This is a genomic window from Psychrobacter sp. HII-4 (assembly GCF_904846595.1).
Classification (GTDB): Bacteria; Pseudomonadota; Gammaproteobacteria; order Pseudomonadales; family Moraxellaceae; genus Psychrobacter; species Psychrobacter celer.
In genome coordinates, this window is the sequence record NZ_CAJHBJ010000001.1 from 332222 (window position 1) to 348371 (window position 16150).

Genomic DNA, 16150 nt, shown 5'->3' on the forward strand with positions numbered 1-16150 from the left:
AGTCTTAGGAGATGACCATGCAGGGACTTATCAGAACTATATCGCTTAGTCTGCCTATCCTTGGCAGTATGTTTTTACTATCATGCGCGACTCTCTCCAAACAACAATGCCTGATTGGTGATTGGCAAACGATAGGCTATAACGATGGCGTAGCAGGCTACTCCTCAGAGCGCCTCGCCTCACACAGCAAAGCCTGTGCCAAAGCGCATGTGACCCCTGATTATCTTGCGTGGGAGCGCGGCCGCAAGCTTGGTTTGCAGCAATACTGTACGAGCAACAATGCGTACAATGTCGGTCGCCGCGGGCGCAGGTTAAACAACGTCTGCCCTGCTGCTATGATAAACCACCTTCAACAGGCCAATCAGCAAGGCCTAGCCTACTATCGTCTAGACAACCAGCTCGACACAGACAGACGCCTATTAGATGAGTATCAAACAGAGTTTGATCAGCTTGAGAGCGGCGCAATGCTAGACTTTGCCAACGAGAAAGACGCTCGCAAACGGCTGTTGTTTTTGGCCGATGAGCTTGGGTCGATCAAACGTCGCCTCGATGACACACAAAGGCAGCTCGATATGCTCAACCACACGTCTAAATATTAGGCCATCATAAAAAGCCTACCGATAAAGGCATTTGCTACCTATGGATCCAAACAATACAGCCCAGCCACAGCCAGCGCGCGCGTCCAAATCGAGCCAACCTACCTTTGCATCGTATCAGCGTCATGGGCGCACCACAGCGATTGATGATCATCATGACCTACAGGTCTTAAAGCGGATCAAGCGCTATTTGCTGCCCAAAGATTTTGTCATCTCGCAAGATTTATTAGAGGAGATGGTCGCAGGCTACGACATCGGTGACCCCCTGACAGATACGCTCGCGGCTGACGGCCTGCGTTTTGCCAAACCCTTACAGCAGCTTATCCTCGATAACAAAACCGACAGTAAACTTACAGCTCATCCGTCCTTTTGTGCACTGGCTGAGCAGTTTTGCGACCATCCTACTTGGTTTGATCCACAGCTTGCACAGACTGGGGCCGTCGCCTATCGGCGCTATCCGCTGATGCTGATTTGGCTGCTACGAAATGTGGCATTGATGGCAGGTTATAGCATCCCTGCCCTATCGCTGCCACTGATCCAAACCGGCGCGTTGATGCACGATGCCCTGCCAAGACTCATGCGCACTTATGCTTATATTTTGGCTGTTTCTGAGCATCCATTATTACCCAAAACAAGCACACGTATGCCGCGCACACGAGCGCCTATCGATAGCGTTTTGGCGATCGGCTCTGAAGGTTGGCGTCAGTCGATTCAGGTGCGGCAGATTCACACGCTCGTACGGCAAAACTTGCTCAGTGGCAAAAACAACGCGGCAAAAGGCGTCGCCACAGAGGCCGATCAGCATCGCAATCCCGATGGCAGCTGGAACACTGCTTATTGGGGTGTACCGATCAACCAAACTGATATGATTGCCACTCATCTGCAGTTCTCGTTACTGATTATGCGCGGGCTACGGCTACTTGGCGCGCGTATCAGTAGCGAGGAGGCCGAGGGAATTTTGCATTTATGGAATCTTGCCAGTTACTGGATGGGTGTGGATTTAGATCGTCTACCAAAGGATGAGGCCGCCTGCTGGGAGTGGCTCTACACTTACTTGTCCATTCAACAGCTAGACTTTGAGATGGGACAACCTTTAGCAAAAGCCCTACACGATCTGCCGCGGCAACTGATGGGCGAAGACAATCGCCGCGGGCGTTTTGTAGAGATGGTCAATGCCAGTGTGACACGTACTCTGGTCGGTGATGATATCGGAGACGGCTTAGCACTACCAAAATCAAAGCTTCGGTTTGGTGTCTTATCCTCCGTGCCTATCTTGTTTGCGCTCGATACCGCCCGTCAGCACAACCAAACGGTAGCCACCAAACTAGAAGCCTTTCGCGCCAAACGTCAAGACAATATGAACTGGTGGCTCAAGAAAAACGACGCCTATTATCAATAACTCAGCATCTATCGGCTCAGCTCATTACAATCTTACAATCGGCTGTCTTGCACGCGGTAATACCACTCTAACTGCCGATCAAAAGCTGTCTCTAATAAGCTGGCAATGACGCGGCCTGTCAGCCCCCAGACCGTCTCGCCATCGACTTGCCAGCTGGGCGTAAGTATCGTTGCCACCTGATCTTGCATGGCATATTCTATCGCGTACTCAACGGTAGGCTGCGTGAGTAACGCCTCAAAATCTGCCCAAAAAATACGTGATATCTCACCGATCTCAGGTACCAGTACCAAATCAGGCGCGATCAAAGCCACGATTGGGCGCACGCTCATGCCGCTTTTGGAGGTCTGAATGGGTAGCTGACCGATTAGCTGTACCTTGTTGGGCGGGAGAGCCGTCTCTTCACAGGCCTCACGTAGCGCTGTGACGACGTTATTACCATCCCCTATCTCGTATTTACCGCCAGCGCAAGATACCTCGCCTGCATGGCTATTCATGTGCGCGGCGCGGCGCGTCAAAAGCAGCTTGGGATGGCGCTCATGGGTGATGGCCACCAGTATCGAAGCATCGGCAATGGGCGTCTGGTATAGACTGTCTAAGACACGCGCGCTGCGAGAGCTTTGCTGCGCGGTATGCAGCGCTGAATCGGCCAACGCATTTAACGTCTCTTGCTGAACCCGCTCGGTCAGTTGCCTGAGTGTCGGATAGCGAATAAAAGGTGGTATAGCAACCGACTGCTCATCTAACTGCACAGTCTGGGAAGGGAGTAACATGATCTTGCCCTATGTTTTTATCAATATGTGGCGTGACTAGCTGTAGACTAGCGTACTCTTCACGCAGCTGCATGCTATTTGTGTGACTGTTCATTTGTCAGGAGGTATTCGTCATGAGGTGTTTGTCATGAACGTCTCAAATCGCATCGACAGACAGGCGCCGCGTATTGTCTTCTTAATTTTATAAGTCAACGTGTTTTATGAATTAGCGTGATCGCTTATGACAAACGGCGGTGATGGCTTGCCACGATGCCACAAGGCTTTGCTGTCATTTATCGGACTATGATCCGCCAGCGATATGCAGCGTTACTGTTATCATGCTGCGCTACGAACAAAATGTGTGCTATCTTAAGTCGGTGCTTGCTTATTAGAATAACATCTTGCAGCACCGCTTTACCGGTATCCTGATAGCACACACAAAAACCAACGTATGAAGGGCGGGCGCGTCTGACAATGACGGGGTGTTTTTGCCATTAGGAGTCCTGACTCTTTATCTCTTACGCTTACTACATTTATAAAGGCAGTTGATATGCGCTATTGTCTCCAATGCGGTCATCAAGCAGAACGAAAAATACCAGCCACGGATAATATGCCGCGTTTGGTATGCCCAAATTGCAACTATATTCACTACGAAAACCCAAAAGTCATCTGTGGGTCGCTGGTCGTACATAAAGACAGAGTGCTGCTATGCCGCCGCGCGATAGAGCCGCAATACGGTCTTTGGACGATACCGGCAGGCTTTATGGAAAACGGGGAAACCATGGCAGAGGGCGCCGCGCGTGAGAGCTATGAAGAAGCGGATGCGGTGGTGTTAAACCCTCATCTGTACTGTATCTATGATCTGCCAGACATCGGACAGATATACTCAATTTATTTGGCCGATCTCAAAGACGGTGCATATGGTGTCGGCTCTGAAAGCCTTGACTGTGCGCTGTTTAGCGAAGAAGACATCCCGTGGGATAGTCTCGCCTTTGAAGCCGTGCGCCGCACTTTACGAAGCTACTTTGCCGATCGACAGCAGTTTAACCAATTGTCTGAGTTTCCTATTCATCAGGATATGATTGGCAAAGACTTGAGTATCAAACGTTTTTAAACGCCTTTAAACGTTGACTCAATCATCAGCCTTTTTACTAAAAACTATAAAAGCAGACAATAACCTAGTATTGTCTGCCTCATAAATGCTCACAGTGACAGATTGGTTTTTATCCAAAAAACACCATTAGCTCTTTATTTTGCAAACGTTAAAGCCGAGGTTTTTCACGGTTTCTTCTTTATCATAAGGCGCTAGCACGGCACGTACATGCTGTTGCCCTTGCAGGTATTGCTTGGCCACGCGCTGTAGGTCCGCCACCGTCACATCCAATATGGCGGCGCGTATCTTACGTTGCCAGTCAGCACCGCGATGGTGCAAATCAGCAAAGCAGGCTTTGACTGCCTCGCCAGCTGGAGAGCCTGGCTTATCCATACCCGAGATGATACCTAAGATGGCTTCTTCTAGCTGCTCATCGGTCTGCGGCTCATTTAGTAACCACTCAATACTGGCCTCAAAATGCGCAAAGGTCTCAGCACACTGCGGGTCGCGGTAGCTAAAGAATTTAAAAGCGCAGGCATTGGCGTCATAGCCTGCGCCGCCGCCGTAAGCACCGCCGCGCTCACGGATGGCGCTGTGCAAGTAGCCATTGCGCAGATACGGCGCTAATACCATCAAAGCAGCGGTATCAGGATGATCGGCCGCTGGCACACGATAAGCGCTGGCATTATGATAGACGTTGGTCGGTACTAGCCATGCCAAGTCCTCGGCATCGAGCGCAGCGCTGCTCTCTCGTGCCTTGATGGTGTCTGTCTCGCCATTTAACGCTACCGCAAGGTGCAGCTCGGCAAACTCACTTGGGATAGTGTCTTTGATAGTCGCATCAGAGACACCCAATTGCGTAGCAAGCGCTGGCGCTTGACTGTCTTTCCAGCTCTCGACAATTAAGTCGCTTAAGCGCTCGGTTTGCTCAGCTTCACAAATGATCACGGCATGCTTGGGCAAGCTGATCACACGCTGGTGCAAGTCCATCAGGCTGGTTGCCAATTTATCCCACTGCGTGTCATCATCACTGGCATGCGCCAAAAAGTCTTTTAGCGCGTTTAGTGCAGGCAAGCCACTACGCACATACTCAAGCTGCGCTTGACGGCTCATACCGCGGCTGGCGGTTTGCATGGCATAAGAATGCCCAGAGCTTGCCAAATTTGACTGCCAGCTCGCTTGACGCTGCTGCAAAATCTCTTTGATACGGTCATGCTCGCTAAAGACGCTATGCTCCATGACCTCTTTGAGCAAATCAATCGCTTCAGGCTTGCGGTTGAGCGCACGGGTCGCCACCACAAAATAACTGCTGATCGTTTGGCTATCATCGATACTGGTGCGCTGGCTGATACGCGCCGTCACGCCAGAAGAATGCGCCGCTTGCTTGGCCTGCATCTCATGAGCACTCATCGAGTCAGTACCCAGCTCTGATAGTAGGCTTAAATAAATCGGTAGCAATGGATGATTGATCACCTCGTTCACAGGCAAACTGCTGGTGTCCTGATTGCCAATGGCATCGGTCAACGGCACAATCACCTGATAATAATACAAGCCATTGGTGCCCGCTTCATATTCAAACAGCGTACTGTCTTGCCCGCTTAGGCGCACTTGTTTTTGTGTGCCTTGCTTAAAGCTGATATCGGTCGGGACATCCTCCAGTCCGACTTTTGGCAATAGGCTTAAATCATCAGGCGCTGCTTGCCGCGCTGCCAAATCAAGGGCTTGCTGTTTTAAGATGGCTTTATCATCAGCGCTCAAGTCCATCGCGATGGTATCAAGACGGGTCTGCTCTGCTGCAGCAAGGCGCGCTGATTTTTCACTATCTGGCGTCAGCGTCACGCGCACACGGTGCTGATTGTCGAGCAGATGGGTTTTGATAAGGTTTGGTAGCCACTGTGCGTCTTTTACTTGCTCACGCAGCCACTGCAAATGCTCATCCACTTCCCAGACGTCGATCGGGTTGCCATCATGAATGGCAGTGCTAAAGCCTTCGAGCATCAAATTTAAACCATAAGGAATACTATCGCCGCCGATATGGCGCTGATCGATCTCGATCTGATGCAAAATGGTCTCAATCGTATCATCATCGATCGGTTTACTGGCCACTTCAGTCAGTAAATCCATAATACCCTGCTCTACTGCCTCGGCATGCTCAGGGTTGGAGCCGCGTAGACCGGTATAAAATACCATCTCATAATGGCTGTCATCGAGTCCCAACAGCGGACTTGGCGCTTTGCCAAGCGGATGACTGTCGAGATACGCACGCAATGGCGAGCCAGCATGCTCGACCAACACGCCTTCTAGCAGACGCAAAGCCAGACGCTGCTTGGGATCGGTGATCGATGGCAGCAGCCACGCCACCACATGATGGGTTTGGTCAGGGCCCGCCTCATCAGCCGTATAAGTATCGACCGCGCTGATTGGCGCAGGCAGGCGCTGCTCTGGACGTGAGACGTGTTTTTTACCCGCTTCAAACTGGCTTAAAGCATCGTCATGGATTTTCGCTTGGGTCTCGGCGACCGGAATATTACCAAAGCTCATAATCACGCTGTTTGATGGATGGTAATGGCTTTGATGGAACTCAACAAGCTCGGTGTGGGTCAAATCAGGAATCTCCGCAGGATCACCGCCCGAGTTATAATGATAAGTGGTCGTTGGGAATAAATGATGAGCGACCGTATGATAGAGCTGGTCGATCTCGCCGCTCATCGCACCTTTCATCTCATTAAAGACAATACCTTTAAACTGCGGTTTGTCATTTTCGTCCAATTCTACGCGGATACCTTCTTGAGCAAAATCAAGCGGATGAATATTGGGGAAAAACGACGCATCAAGATACACAGCAAGTAAATTGAAGTAATCGTTTTTATTTTGTGTGGCATACGGATACGCTGTCCAGTCGGCCGCGGTCATGGCGTTCATAAAGGTGTTTAATGAGCGCTTAATCATCGAAAAAAACGGATCACGAACCGGAAACCTTGCCGAGCCGCAAAGTGCCACATGCTCCAAGATATGTGCCTCGCCCTTTGAGTCCATCGGCTGAGTACGAAAGCCAACCAAAAAGGCGTTTTCATCACTTGGGTGCGCCAAATGATAATGCATCGCGCCGGTTTTGACATGCTGACTGATCAGCACGTCCATTGACAACGCCTCGATATGGCGATGCTCAATCAACTCAAACGCTGGATGAAGCGTTAGATCGGCGATAAATGGCGTGTCAGTCATAGTGATCCTTATCAAATTATAATATATAGGGTGCCGTAGTAGATGGGGCTGCTGCTTTGATAAGTCAAGCGATCTGAGCGTTAATATTCTACGTCGCCCCTTCTCTTTATGAGTCGATTGACAGGTCGTTTTGTAAGTCGCTTGATCAATACAGCCTTATGGACTGTCTGTTAAATGCTAAATCGTTTAGGGGGTTATAAAGATTGTCTATCTGGGAATATCCATAACAAAATAATGGATTTAACCCTTAACAAACACCCCCACCACTGCTACTATAAAATAAACGTCTTAATAGGAGCTGATGATGGGCTATCAACATATTTTACTGGTCACCGACTTGTTGTCTGATGCAGATGCCGTCGCACTCAAGGCCAAACGTATCCTTGCAGGCTCTCCTGAAGCGAGGCTGTCGGTATTGCATATCGTCGAGGACGACATGGTGCGCTTTGGCTTTGAGCTGGTGCCAGCCTCCAGCCTATCAGGCGATGTCGATGGCGAGCACTGGCAAGAAGCACGAGAAAAACTGGCGCAGTTTTTGGCGCGTAATGAGCTGCATGCGGTCAACTCTGAGGTGACATCTGCTATCTCGAACAGTAAGGGTATCGTCAATTATTGCCGCGACCATCAAGTCGACTTGCTCATCATCGGCCGCCATGAGCGTCATGGTATCGCCGCATGGTTGGCCAAAGCGACGGCCGACAGTATCTTGCCAAATATTCCTTGCGACAGCTTGGTGGTCAAGCTCGACCAGCCCTTTGCAGAGTAATACGCGGCCTGCATCATCTGTGTGATGACGCTTGATAACGACTTAACAGCGCTCTGTAGTAGTGCTATAGTAAATACTATCTGACATGAGGAAGACGCTATGAGTTATGAACACATACTACTGGTCACCGACTTACTCTCTGATGCCGATATCGTCGCACAAAAGGCCAAACGTATCGTCGATAACCGCCCGGGCGCTAAACTATCCGTACTGCATATCGTCAAAGACACCATGGTTGGTTTTGGTTATGAGTTGGTCCCCGCCTCGAGCTTATACGATGAGATCGATGATGAGCGCTGCCAAGAAGCACGGGCAAAGCTGGCGCAGTTTTTGGCGCGTAATGAGCTAGACGCCGTCAACTCGCAAGTGACCACCGCCATTTCTAGCAGCGAAGGCATCGTCAATTATTGCCACAAACACGACGTCGATCTCTTGGTCATCGGTCGGCACAAACGCACAGGCATCGCCGCGTGGGTCAGCGGTGCTACGGCGGACAATATCCTGCCCAACGTCCCATGCGACAGCTTGGTCGTAAGACTCGACAAACCCGTATCCAAGTAGCGCCAATAAAACGTTACTTAATGGTGCTCAAACAATAGCGCTCAAACCGTAACGCACAAATAGTCGCGCTCAAAACCTCAAACGCTAAAAAAGCGCGGTGTATCTACGACGCCGCGCTTTTTGCGTTTGCTCAATCGTTTTGTATCATATCTATAAAAGTCTGCCAAATCGGGCTTTGATGGCGGGCTTTGTGCCAGACCAACCACCACGTCCGTGACAGATCGATACCTGCGACTTTTACTTGTACCAGCTTTCCTGCTGCCAGCTCCGCCTCGATGACATGCTGAGACAGGCAGCCAAGACCGATATCGGCACTGACCATATGCTTGATGGCTTCCGACTGCTGAATTGCCATAATCACCTCGGCCTCTGGCAGATGTTTGAGCAGCTGCTCATCGATGATCTGCCGCGTGCCCGACCCCGCCTCTCGCACCAGTAGCGGCAGTTTGGCCAACTGCGTAAGAGTCATATGATACAGACGCTCAGTCTCTTGATAATCTGCAAGACCTGCCAGCCATCTGCTATCGCGTTTGGCAAATATCATCAAAGTATCTGTCCGCCATGCGCGCTGCTCGATGGTCTTAATATCTGTGGGGCGCGGCATGCCCTCTACCAACGCGATATCGATATTTAACTGCTCAACCTCCGTCACCACCTCTTGCGTATTGGCGATATACATATCGACACGAGCGTCTGGCAGCACCTGATACAGCTTGGCCAGCAGCGGCGGCAAGGCATAATTACCGATGGTGGTGCTGGCGCCAATATGAATCTGACCGGCTTGATACTTATGATAATGCTCCAGCGTCAACGACTGCTCTAAGATCGCTTGCGCTTGTATATAAATAGGATGAGCATTGGGATGCTGGTTGAGCCTACGTCCGACCCGCTCAAATAACGGCATCTGCAGACGCGCCTCCAGCTCACTCAGCGCACTACTGACGGCCGACTGCGAGAGATGCAGCGCTTCACTGGCGCGGCTGGTGCTACCAGTTTGATAAATACTCACAAACACCGCCAGTTGCTTTAGGGTAATCTTCGGTAGCGTTTGCATGGCTTTTTTCATTGTCTCGCTTGCCTTATATCCGTCTGTAGATGTATGTCACACGACCTATATTTTTTAATACACAACAGATTTAACAATCTATCTTTTACTATAGCGAATTCAGTATAGTAAAAGACATAGTGGGACTGGGATAAATTTTTCGCAGCATCGAGCAGCGTAGACACAGCACGCAAGAAAAATTTAGACCAGTTCCACCTTGATATATAATGTATCTGTTTTATTTAGGATCGACTATAAGCTTGTTTTAACAACGCCTTCGTCACTTTTGGCACCTCTGCTTTTAATAGAGGTGTTTTTCACGCCTCTCTTACCTATATTTTCGATAGTTTCTATCTTATTAATCTGTTTTTATTATAAGTTGGCTTGTCTTATACTGTCTACTCATAAGCTTATGCTTATTTTGATTATAGCCATGAGGACGACGAGCCATGTATGCTTTTACACAGTCAATGAATCACTATTGCCCGCGCAACCGCCACTTAGCAGGGCTGGTTGTGGTGTTCTTTGGCAGTTTGCTGTGCTTGTGGTTGGATGCCAGCATCGATAGTTGGTCAAATGGCCGTATCGTTGGCCTCTCTCCGTTGACGCTGGCGATATTGCTTGGCATGGTGCTGGGCAATACCGTCTACCCGCAGTTCGCGGAGCGCTTACAGGTGGGCGTGGCCTTTGCTAAGGGGCAAATATTGCGTCTGGCCATTATCTTTTATGGCTTTAAGCTGACCTTAACGCAAGTCTCCAGTGTCGGAATGCCAGCGATCATGACCGATGCTCTGGTCTTGACCTCGACATTTCTATTGACTTACTGGCTCGGTACCAGATGGCTAAAGGTCGATAAGCAAACGACACTACTGATTGGCTCAGGGGCTAGCATTTGCGGGGCGGCGGCAGTCATCGCCGCAGAGCCTGTGGTCAAGGCCGAAGCGCACAAGGTGACGATCGCTGTAGCGACGGTAGTGGTATTTGGCACCATTGCCATGCTGCTTTATCCATTTTTATACCATCTTGGCTGGCTGCAGCCGTGGCTCGACGCTCAGCAATACGGTATTTATACCGGCTCCACCATTCATGAAGTGGCGCAAGTGGTGGTCGCGGGTAACGCGGTGAGCACCGAGGTCGGCAATACCGCGGTCGTCACCAAAATGATACGGGTCATGATGCTCGCGCCATTTTTGCTTATTTTATCATTTGCCTTGACCTCATCTGGTAACGATCAAGCTGACAAACCTTCCCTAATGAGCCGTGTGCGACAAGTGAATGTCCCTTGGTTTGCTTTTATCTTTATCTTGGTGGTGCTGTTGCACACTTGGATACCGATGTCCGATGGCTTTGAGCAAAGTATGGTGATGTTAGATGATGTGATGCTGACGATGGCGATGTTTGCGTTAGGCTTAACCACACATATGAGCGCTATCAAACAAGCTGGCGTCAAGCCGCTGATTTTAGGAGCAGTGATGTTTGCTTGGTTGCTGCTCGGCGGCGGGGTTATCAATATCGCTATCAGCTCATTTGCCTAAAACTAGAAAGGCCAACGATAGTGAAGTCGTTGGCCTTTTTTATTGCTAGTCTGTATAAGCGATGATAGCCATCATAGACGACAACTATTTATAATCTTATAACCTACAACCTATAATTGCAGGCGAAAAAAAAACGAACCCAGAGGCTCGTTTTTCTATCTTGCTCTATTTATCTATAAAAGACAAATTAGATAGCAACGATGTTGTGTGCTTGTGGGCCTTTTTGGCCTTGAGTTACAGTGAACTCAACTTCTTGGCCTTCAGCCAAAGTTTTAAAGCCTGAGCCTGAGATTTCGCTGTAATGAGCGAAAACGTCTGCGCCGTTTTCTGGAGCGATGAAACCAAAACCTTTAGCTTCGTTGAACCACTTAACTGTACCTTTTTGAACGTCTGACATAGTCATAATCCTGATATTTAATTTATTTGTGGTCTAATAGACCGATAACGCTTGCAAATAGCTACTGAACGATAAATATTAAAACGAAGGATTATAACTAATACTACGAGGTAATGATTTGGTGCAGAACTGCTCTTAAGCTTGGATGTATTATAGGGGGAACATCCTAGTATCGCAAGCCTTATCTCAGGTTTTATGTAACCGGACTTAACTATTGCCCTATATTGGCGACTTTATTTGGCATTTGGCAGACGAAACAAATAGACGGCAACCCCGCTACAGACCAGTGCTACCAGCCATGCCACCCATGTCATATCAGCAGGCAGACGATAAAACAACATGGCAGTCGATATCGCCATCATGATGGTCGCAAGCCACTTAGCATAAAGCGGTACTGCATGATTTTCTTCCCAATCACGGACATATTTGCCAAAGTATCTGTGATTGATTAGCCAAAAATGAAAGCGCCGCGAGCTACGTGCCCAGCACCCTGCCGCCAGTAATATAAAAGGCGCAGTCGGCATCACGGGTAGCAAGATGCCGATGATACCCAGCACAAAAAACAACCAGCCTAATATGACAAATGTCCAACGCACTGTCGGGCTGTGGTGCTGATTGGTCTTTGGGCGGTAGTAGAAGTGCTTTTTTTGGCTCATAAAGGATGTCGTTGGATAGTGGAAAGGATGTCGTTGGATAGTGGATATCGTTGGATAGTGTCAGATAGTCAGGTTTTGGCCGGCAAATTTATGACAAAGACGGCGGCTGATAGAACTCACTAAGGATGCCGTATCAGGAAATATGCTACAAGACTACTTTTATGAGGGTTTTGCTATCAATCGGTATGTTTGGTTAGTGATTGGGTAAATTGGGTCTATCTCCCTATCGCAAATAAAGCAAAAAGACCGCTGCTTTATGATGATAGCGGTCTTTAACACATGTGTCATATAAATGGATTAACTATCTATCTACTCAGCAATATCTATAGCGTCATTACAATAAGCACACTGGCTCTAAAGTTGGCTTGTAAGTGTAAGTAAACTCTTGACCATTTGGATAGGCCTGCTGCAACTCAGGGTCGCTAAAGCTTTGGTTGAGTACCAGCGTTTGTTTGGGTGCCAGTTTTATGACCTTAACTTGGGAGAAAACTGGCTCGTTTTCGTATTGTAGCCCTACTGCGGTACGGTTGGGCTTTAAATTATATTTTTCTACGGCCGCTTGCTGATAGCTACCATCGGTATAGCATTTAAAGCGATAGTTGTAACTTGTGCCATCTCTGCGAAAGTTCACTACAGCAGCTTGACCGCCCATTCCTGCTGCCATTGCCCAATAGCCGTCGTAGATCTGTTGTGGCAACTGATAGGTGTTATTGACCTGATCGTTTGGGTGTGATGGCGACATGCCAGTACTGGCACAGCCGGATAAAAACAACGCCCCGCCTAGCATGGCAGCGGTAATCTTAAGATAATGGCTCATGGCTTGTCCTTTAGTTATGAGTAAGTCGATGGGTTATAAAAGTTATATAAATGGTTTACCTTAGCACTTTAACACAGATAGCATATCACTCTTTAATCATGGCACATTGGTCGAAACATGAGAATGAGCATTAACAATATTCACAAAAAAACGCCATCACAATCGTGACAGCGTTTTCTAGTTATGCAAATATTACTATGCCAATCACAACGCCTTTAACTGCTCCATCTGCGCCGTCATCGCGGTCAACTGCCCCTCTAGCTCAGCCAGTTTAGCTTTCTCAGCATCGACTACTTCCGCTGGCGCTTTACTCACAAAGCCTTCATTACTCAGCTTACGCGCAATACCATCGGCTTGCTTTTGTAGCTTTTCATGCGCTTTGCCTAGACGTGCCAGCTCAGCCGTTGGATCGATGAGCCCTTTCATCGGTACCAGTACACGTAACTGGCCGACCATACTTGATGATGACAATGGCACCTCATCTTCTTCTTTGACGATCTCTAGGCTCTCGACTTTGGCAAGCGCTTTGAACTGGTTTTTGATACGTGATAGCCGCGCTTCTTCCTCATCTGAGATATTTTGTAGCAATACTGGTAGGCGTACGGCGTTACCGAGTTTCATCTCGCCTCGGATATTGCGGATACTGGCGATCAGCTCTTGTAGCCATGCCATGTCCGCCTCCACCTGCTCACTGATCTGCGTATTATCAGCTTGAGGATAGGCTGCGACGACGATGCTGTCGGTATCTTTACGGCTCAGCAGTGGCGCGACAGTCTGCCAAATCTCTTCGGTCAGATACGGCATGATCGGATGGCTAAAGCGCAGCGCCGTCTCGAGCACATGCAGCAGCACATAGCGGATTTGCGCTTTACGCTCGTCTGTCACCGAGTCGTCATTGAGGCTGGCTTTGGCAAGCTCGACATACCAGTCGCAGTATTCGTTCCAGATAAACTCATAAATGTCATGGCTGACCATATCGAGGCGATACTGGGCAAAGTGCTGATGGATATTGCTAATCGTCGAGTTGAGACGGCTCATGATCCATTTTTCTGGTAATTCCCAAACATCTACGTTGGCCGCTTGGTCGATAGGTTTGGCGTTACCGTCATTATCGATACAGTTCATCAGTACAAAGCGGCTGGCGTTCCAGATTTTATTACAGAAGTTACGATAGCCCTCAACGCGCTTAAGATCAAAGTTGATGTCGCGGCCAGTACTGGCAAGAGAGGTGAAGGTAAAGCGCAGCGCATCGGTACCGTAGGCTGGGATACCCTCTGGGAACTCTTTACGCGTTTGCTTCTCAATCTTCGCCGCGTCTTTGGGGTTCATCATATTGCTGGTGCGTTTTTCGACCAGCGCTTCTAGGTCGATACCGTCAATCAAATCAATCGGATCTAAGACGTTACCTTTCGATTTGGACATTTTTTGACCATTGCCATCCCGTACTAGGCCGTGGACATAGACAGTCTTAAACGGCACTTGCGGCGTACCATCTTCGTTTTTGACAAAATGCATGGTCATCATGATCATGCGCGCCACCCAGAAGAAAATAATGTCAAAACCAGTGACTAACACGCTGGTCGGATGAAAAGTCTGCAGCACGCGCGGATCTGCCTTAGGGTCTGCCCAATCTAGCGTACTAAAAGTCCATAGCCCTGAGCTAAACCACGTATCGAGGACGTCATCGTCTTGGCGCAATACCACATCATCGCTGAGATTGTACTTAGTGCGAACCTCCGCCTCACTACGTGCGACATACACCTCACCTGCCGCATCGTCGTACCACGCTGGGATGCGGTGACCCCACCACAGCTGACGGCTGATACACCAGTCCTGCAGGTCAGTCATCCATGCCATATACATGTTTTTGTACTGCGCAGGGACAAACTCAATACGACCATCTTCGATCGCATCAATCGCTGGTCCCGCCAGCTTATTGACGGCGACATACCACTGATCAGTCAGCCATGGCTCGACGATGGTACCACCGCGCTCGGCACGCGGCGCTTTTAGCGCGTAGTCTTCGATGTCTTCTAGCCAGCCTTCGCTACTTGCTTGCTCGACCAGTTGCTTGCGCGCCGCAAAACGCTCAAGCCCAGCGTATTCGCTCGGCGTGGTCTCAAGTGCAGGCTCACGCGTTTGCAGATCAGCATAGACCTCCATCTCAGGCAAAATGTTGGCACGCTCATCTAAGATGTTAATCAGTGGCAAGCTGTGACGACGGCCCAGCTCATAATCATTAAAGTCATGGGCAGGGGTAATCTTGACACAGCCTGTACCAAAGTCGCTTTCGACATAATCATCGGCCACGATCGGCACCACGCGGCCTGTGATTGGCAAAGTAATGGTCTTGCCGATCAAATGTGCATAGCGCTCATCGCTTGGGTTGACGGCCACGGCGGTATCACCCAATAATGTCTCAGGACGGGTGGTGGCGACCACCAGATAGTTTTTGCCGTCTTGGGTGGTGATGTCTGTATCGGTAAAATAGTAGCGGAAATGCCACAAGCTGCCTTTTTCATCGACGTTTTCTACCTCTAAATCAGACAGCGCGGTTTGGAACTTAGGGTCCCAGTTGACCAAGCGCTTACCGCGGTAAATAAGACCTTCATCAAACAGACGCACAAACACTTCTTTGACCGCATTTGATAAGCCATCATCCATGGTAAAGCGCTCACGCGACCAATCCACCGAGCTACCAAGACGGCGAATCTGACGGGTGATGTTGCCGCCCGACTCTTCTTTCCATTCCCACACTTTATCGATAAAGTCTTCGCGCGTCATATCACGGCGGCGGATGCCTTGCGCCTCTAGGCGGCGCTCAACGACCATCTGGGTTGCGATACCAGCGTGATCGGTGCCCGGTTGCCAAAGCGTATTGTCGCCGTCCATACGGTGATAGCGGGTCAGCGCATCCATGATGGCATTATTAAAACCGTGCCCCATGTGCAGCGAGCCTGTGACGTTCGGCGGCGGCAAGGCAATAGAAAACGACTCATCCTTATCAAAAGTTGGGGCAAAATAACCGCTCTCTTCCCAGCCTTGATACATGCCCGCTTCGACATCCTTTGGGCTGTAAGCGTTTTCTAATTGGCTCAAGGCGGCTTGAATAGACTCGGTCAAGTTGGTCGTGCTGTTGGTATGATTCTCAGGATTGCTCATAATAGAATAATCTTTTATTAATAATGAATGAATTCGGTCAAACAAATAACATGAAACGTAAGCGATGGGATTGATAGGTGATTTTAACGCAGATGGCCAGATTTTGTTAGATGCTAAGGCAATTTATCGGCTTTTCGGCTTTGAAGCGC

General features: G+C 49.3%; 13 protein-coding genes. 6 read left to right on the top strand and 7 right to left on the bottom strand.

All coding sequences use genetic code 11. The features are described 5' to 3' along the window. Positions 1-17: 17 nt before the first annotated feature. Both JMX98_RS01430 and JMX98_RS01435 read left to right on the top strand, forming a co-directional pair. Positions 18-599, top strand: a complete 582-nt coding sequence (locus JMX98_RS01430) for a DUF2799 domain-containing protein (RefSeq protein ID WP_201583964.1) — start codon at positions 18-20, stop codon at positions 597-599. A gap of 40 nt (positions 600-639) precedes the next feature. After that, positions 640-1995, top strand: a complete 1356-nt coding sequence (locus tag JMX98_RS01435; RefSeq protein WP_201583965.1) for an oxygenase MpaB family protein — start codon at positions 640-642, stop codon at positions 1993-1995. Positions 1996-2027: 32 nt separating this feature from the next. On the opposite strand, the gene JMX98_RS01440 is transcribed toward JMX98_RS01435, so the two are convergent. Then, positions 2028-2765, bottom strand: a complete 738-nt coding sequence (locus JMX98_RS01440) for an NUDIX hydrolase (RefSeq protein ID WP_100750056.1) — start codon at positions 2763-2765, stop codon at positions 2028-2030. Between the two features lie 529 nt (positions 2766-3294). On the opposite strand from JMX98_RS01440, the gene JMX98_RS01445 reads away from it, so the two are divergent. Next, a complete protein-coding gene (locus tag JMX98_RS01445) occupies positions 3295-3858 on the top strand; it encodes an NUDIX hydrolase (protein ID WP_201583967.1) in 564 nt (187 codons plus the stop codon). Between the two features lie 126 nt (positions 3859-3984). Here JMX98_RS01445 and JMX98_RS01450 read toward each other — a convergent pair whose 3' ends face one another. After that, on the bottom strand, positions 3985-7062 hold the full coding sequence (locus JMX98_RS01450; RefSeq protein ID WP_201583969.1) for an insulinase family protein: 3078 nt from the start codon (positions 7060-7062) through the stop codon (positions 3985-3987). A gap of 304 nt (positions 7063-7366) precedes the next feature. Between JMX98_RS01450 and JMX98_RS01455 the strand changes: the two genes are divergently transcribed. Next, positions 7367-7828, top strand: a complete 462-nt coding sequence (locus JMX98_RS01455) for a universal stress protein (protein WP_075100365.1) — start codon at positions 7367-7369, stop codon at positions 7826-7828. A 99-nt stretch (positions 7829-7927) separates the two neighbouring features. Next, entirely contained in the window at positions 7928-8389 is a 462-nt protein-coding gene (locus JMX98_RS01460; RefSeq protein WP_201583971.1) for a universal stress protein, read from the top strand. A 130-nt stretch (positions 8390-8519) separates the two neighbouring features. On the opposite strand, the gene JMX98_RS01465 is transcribed toward JMX98_RS01460, so the two are convergent. Beyond that, positions 8520-9455 carry a LysR substrate-binding domain-containing protein gene (locus JMX98_RS01465; protein WP_201583973.1) on the bottom strand — a complete coding sequence of 312 codons (936 nt, stop codon included), beginning with the start codon at positions 9453-9455 and terminating at the stop codon, positions 8520-8522. A gap of 428 nt (positions 9456-9883) precedes the next feature. Here JMX98_RS01465 and JMX98_RS01470 point away from each other — a divergent pair, with 428 nt between their 5' ends. After that, positions 9884-10969: a YeiH family protein gene (locus tag JMX98_RS01470; protein ID WP_201583976.1), complete on the top strand. Its 1086-nt coding sequence runs from the start codon at positions 9884-9886 to the stop codon at positions 10967-10969. A 187-nt stretch (positions 10970-11156) separates the two neighbouring features. Here the strand turns inward: JMX98_RS01470 and JMX98_RS01475 are convergent, their stop codons facing one another. The 4 genes from JMX98_RS01475 to JMX98_RS01490 all read right to left on the bottom strand — a co-directional run bounded on the left by JMX98_RS01475 (position 11157) and on the right by JMX98_RS01490 (position 16001). Further along, entirely contained in the window at positions 11157-11366 is a 210-nt protein-coding gene (locus JMX98_RS01475; protein WP_025644841.1) for a cold-shock protein, read from the bottom strand. 233 nt (positions 11367-11599) lie between these two features. Further along, a complete protein-coding gene (locus tag JMX98_RS01480; RefSeq protein ID WP_201583979.1) occupies positions 11600-12022 on the bottom strand; it encodes a YbaN family protein in 423 nt (140 codons plus the stop codon). Positions 12023-12356: 334 nt separating this feature from the next. After that, positions 12357-12839 carry a hypothetical protein gene (locus JMX98_RS01485; RefSeq protein ID WP_201583982.1) on the bottom strand — a complete coding sequence of 161 codons (483 nt, stop codon included), beginning with the start codon at positions 12837-12839 and terminating at the stop codon, positions 12357-12359. 204 nt (positions 12840-13043) lie between these two features. Then, positions 13044-16001 carry a valine--tRNA ligase gene (locus tag JMX98_RS01490; RefSeq protein WP_201583995.1) on the bottom strand — a complete coding sequence of 986 codons (2958 nt, stop codon included), beginning with the start codon at positions 15999-16001 and terminating at the stop codon, positions 13044-13046. Positions 16002-16150 lie beyond the last annotated feature (149 nt).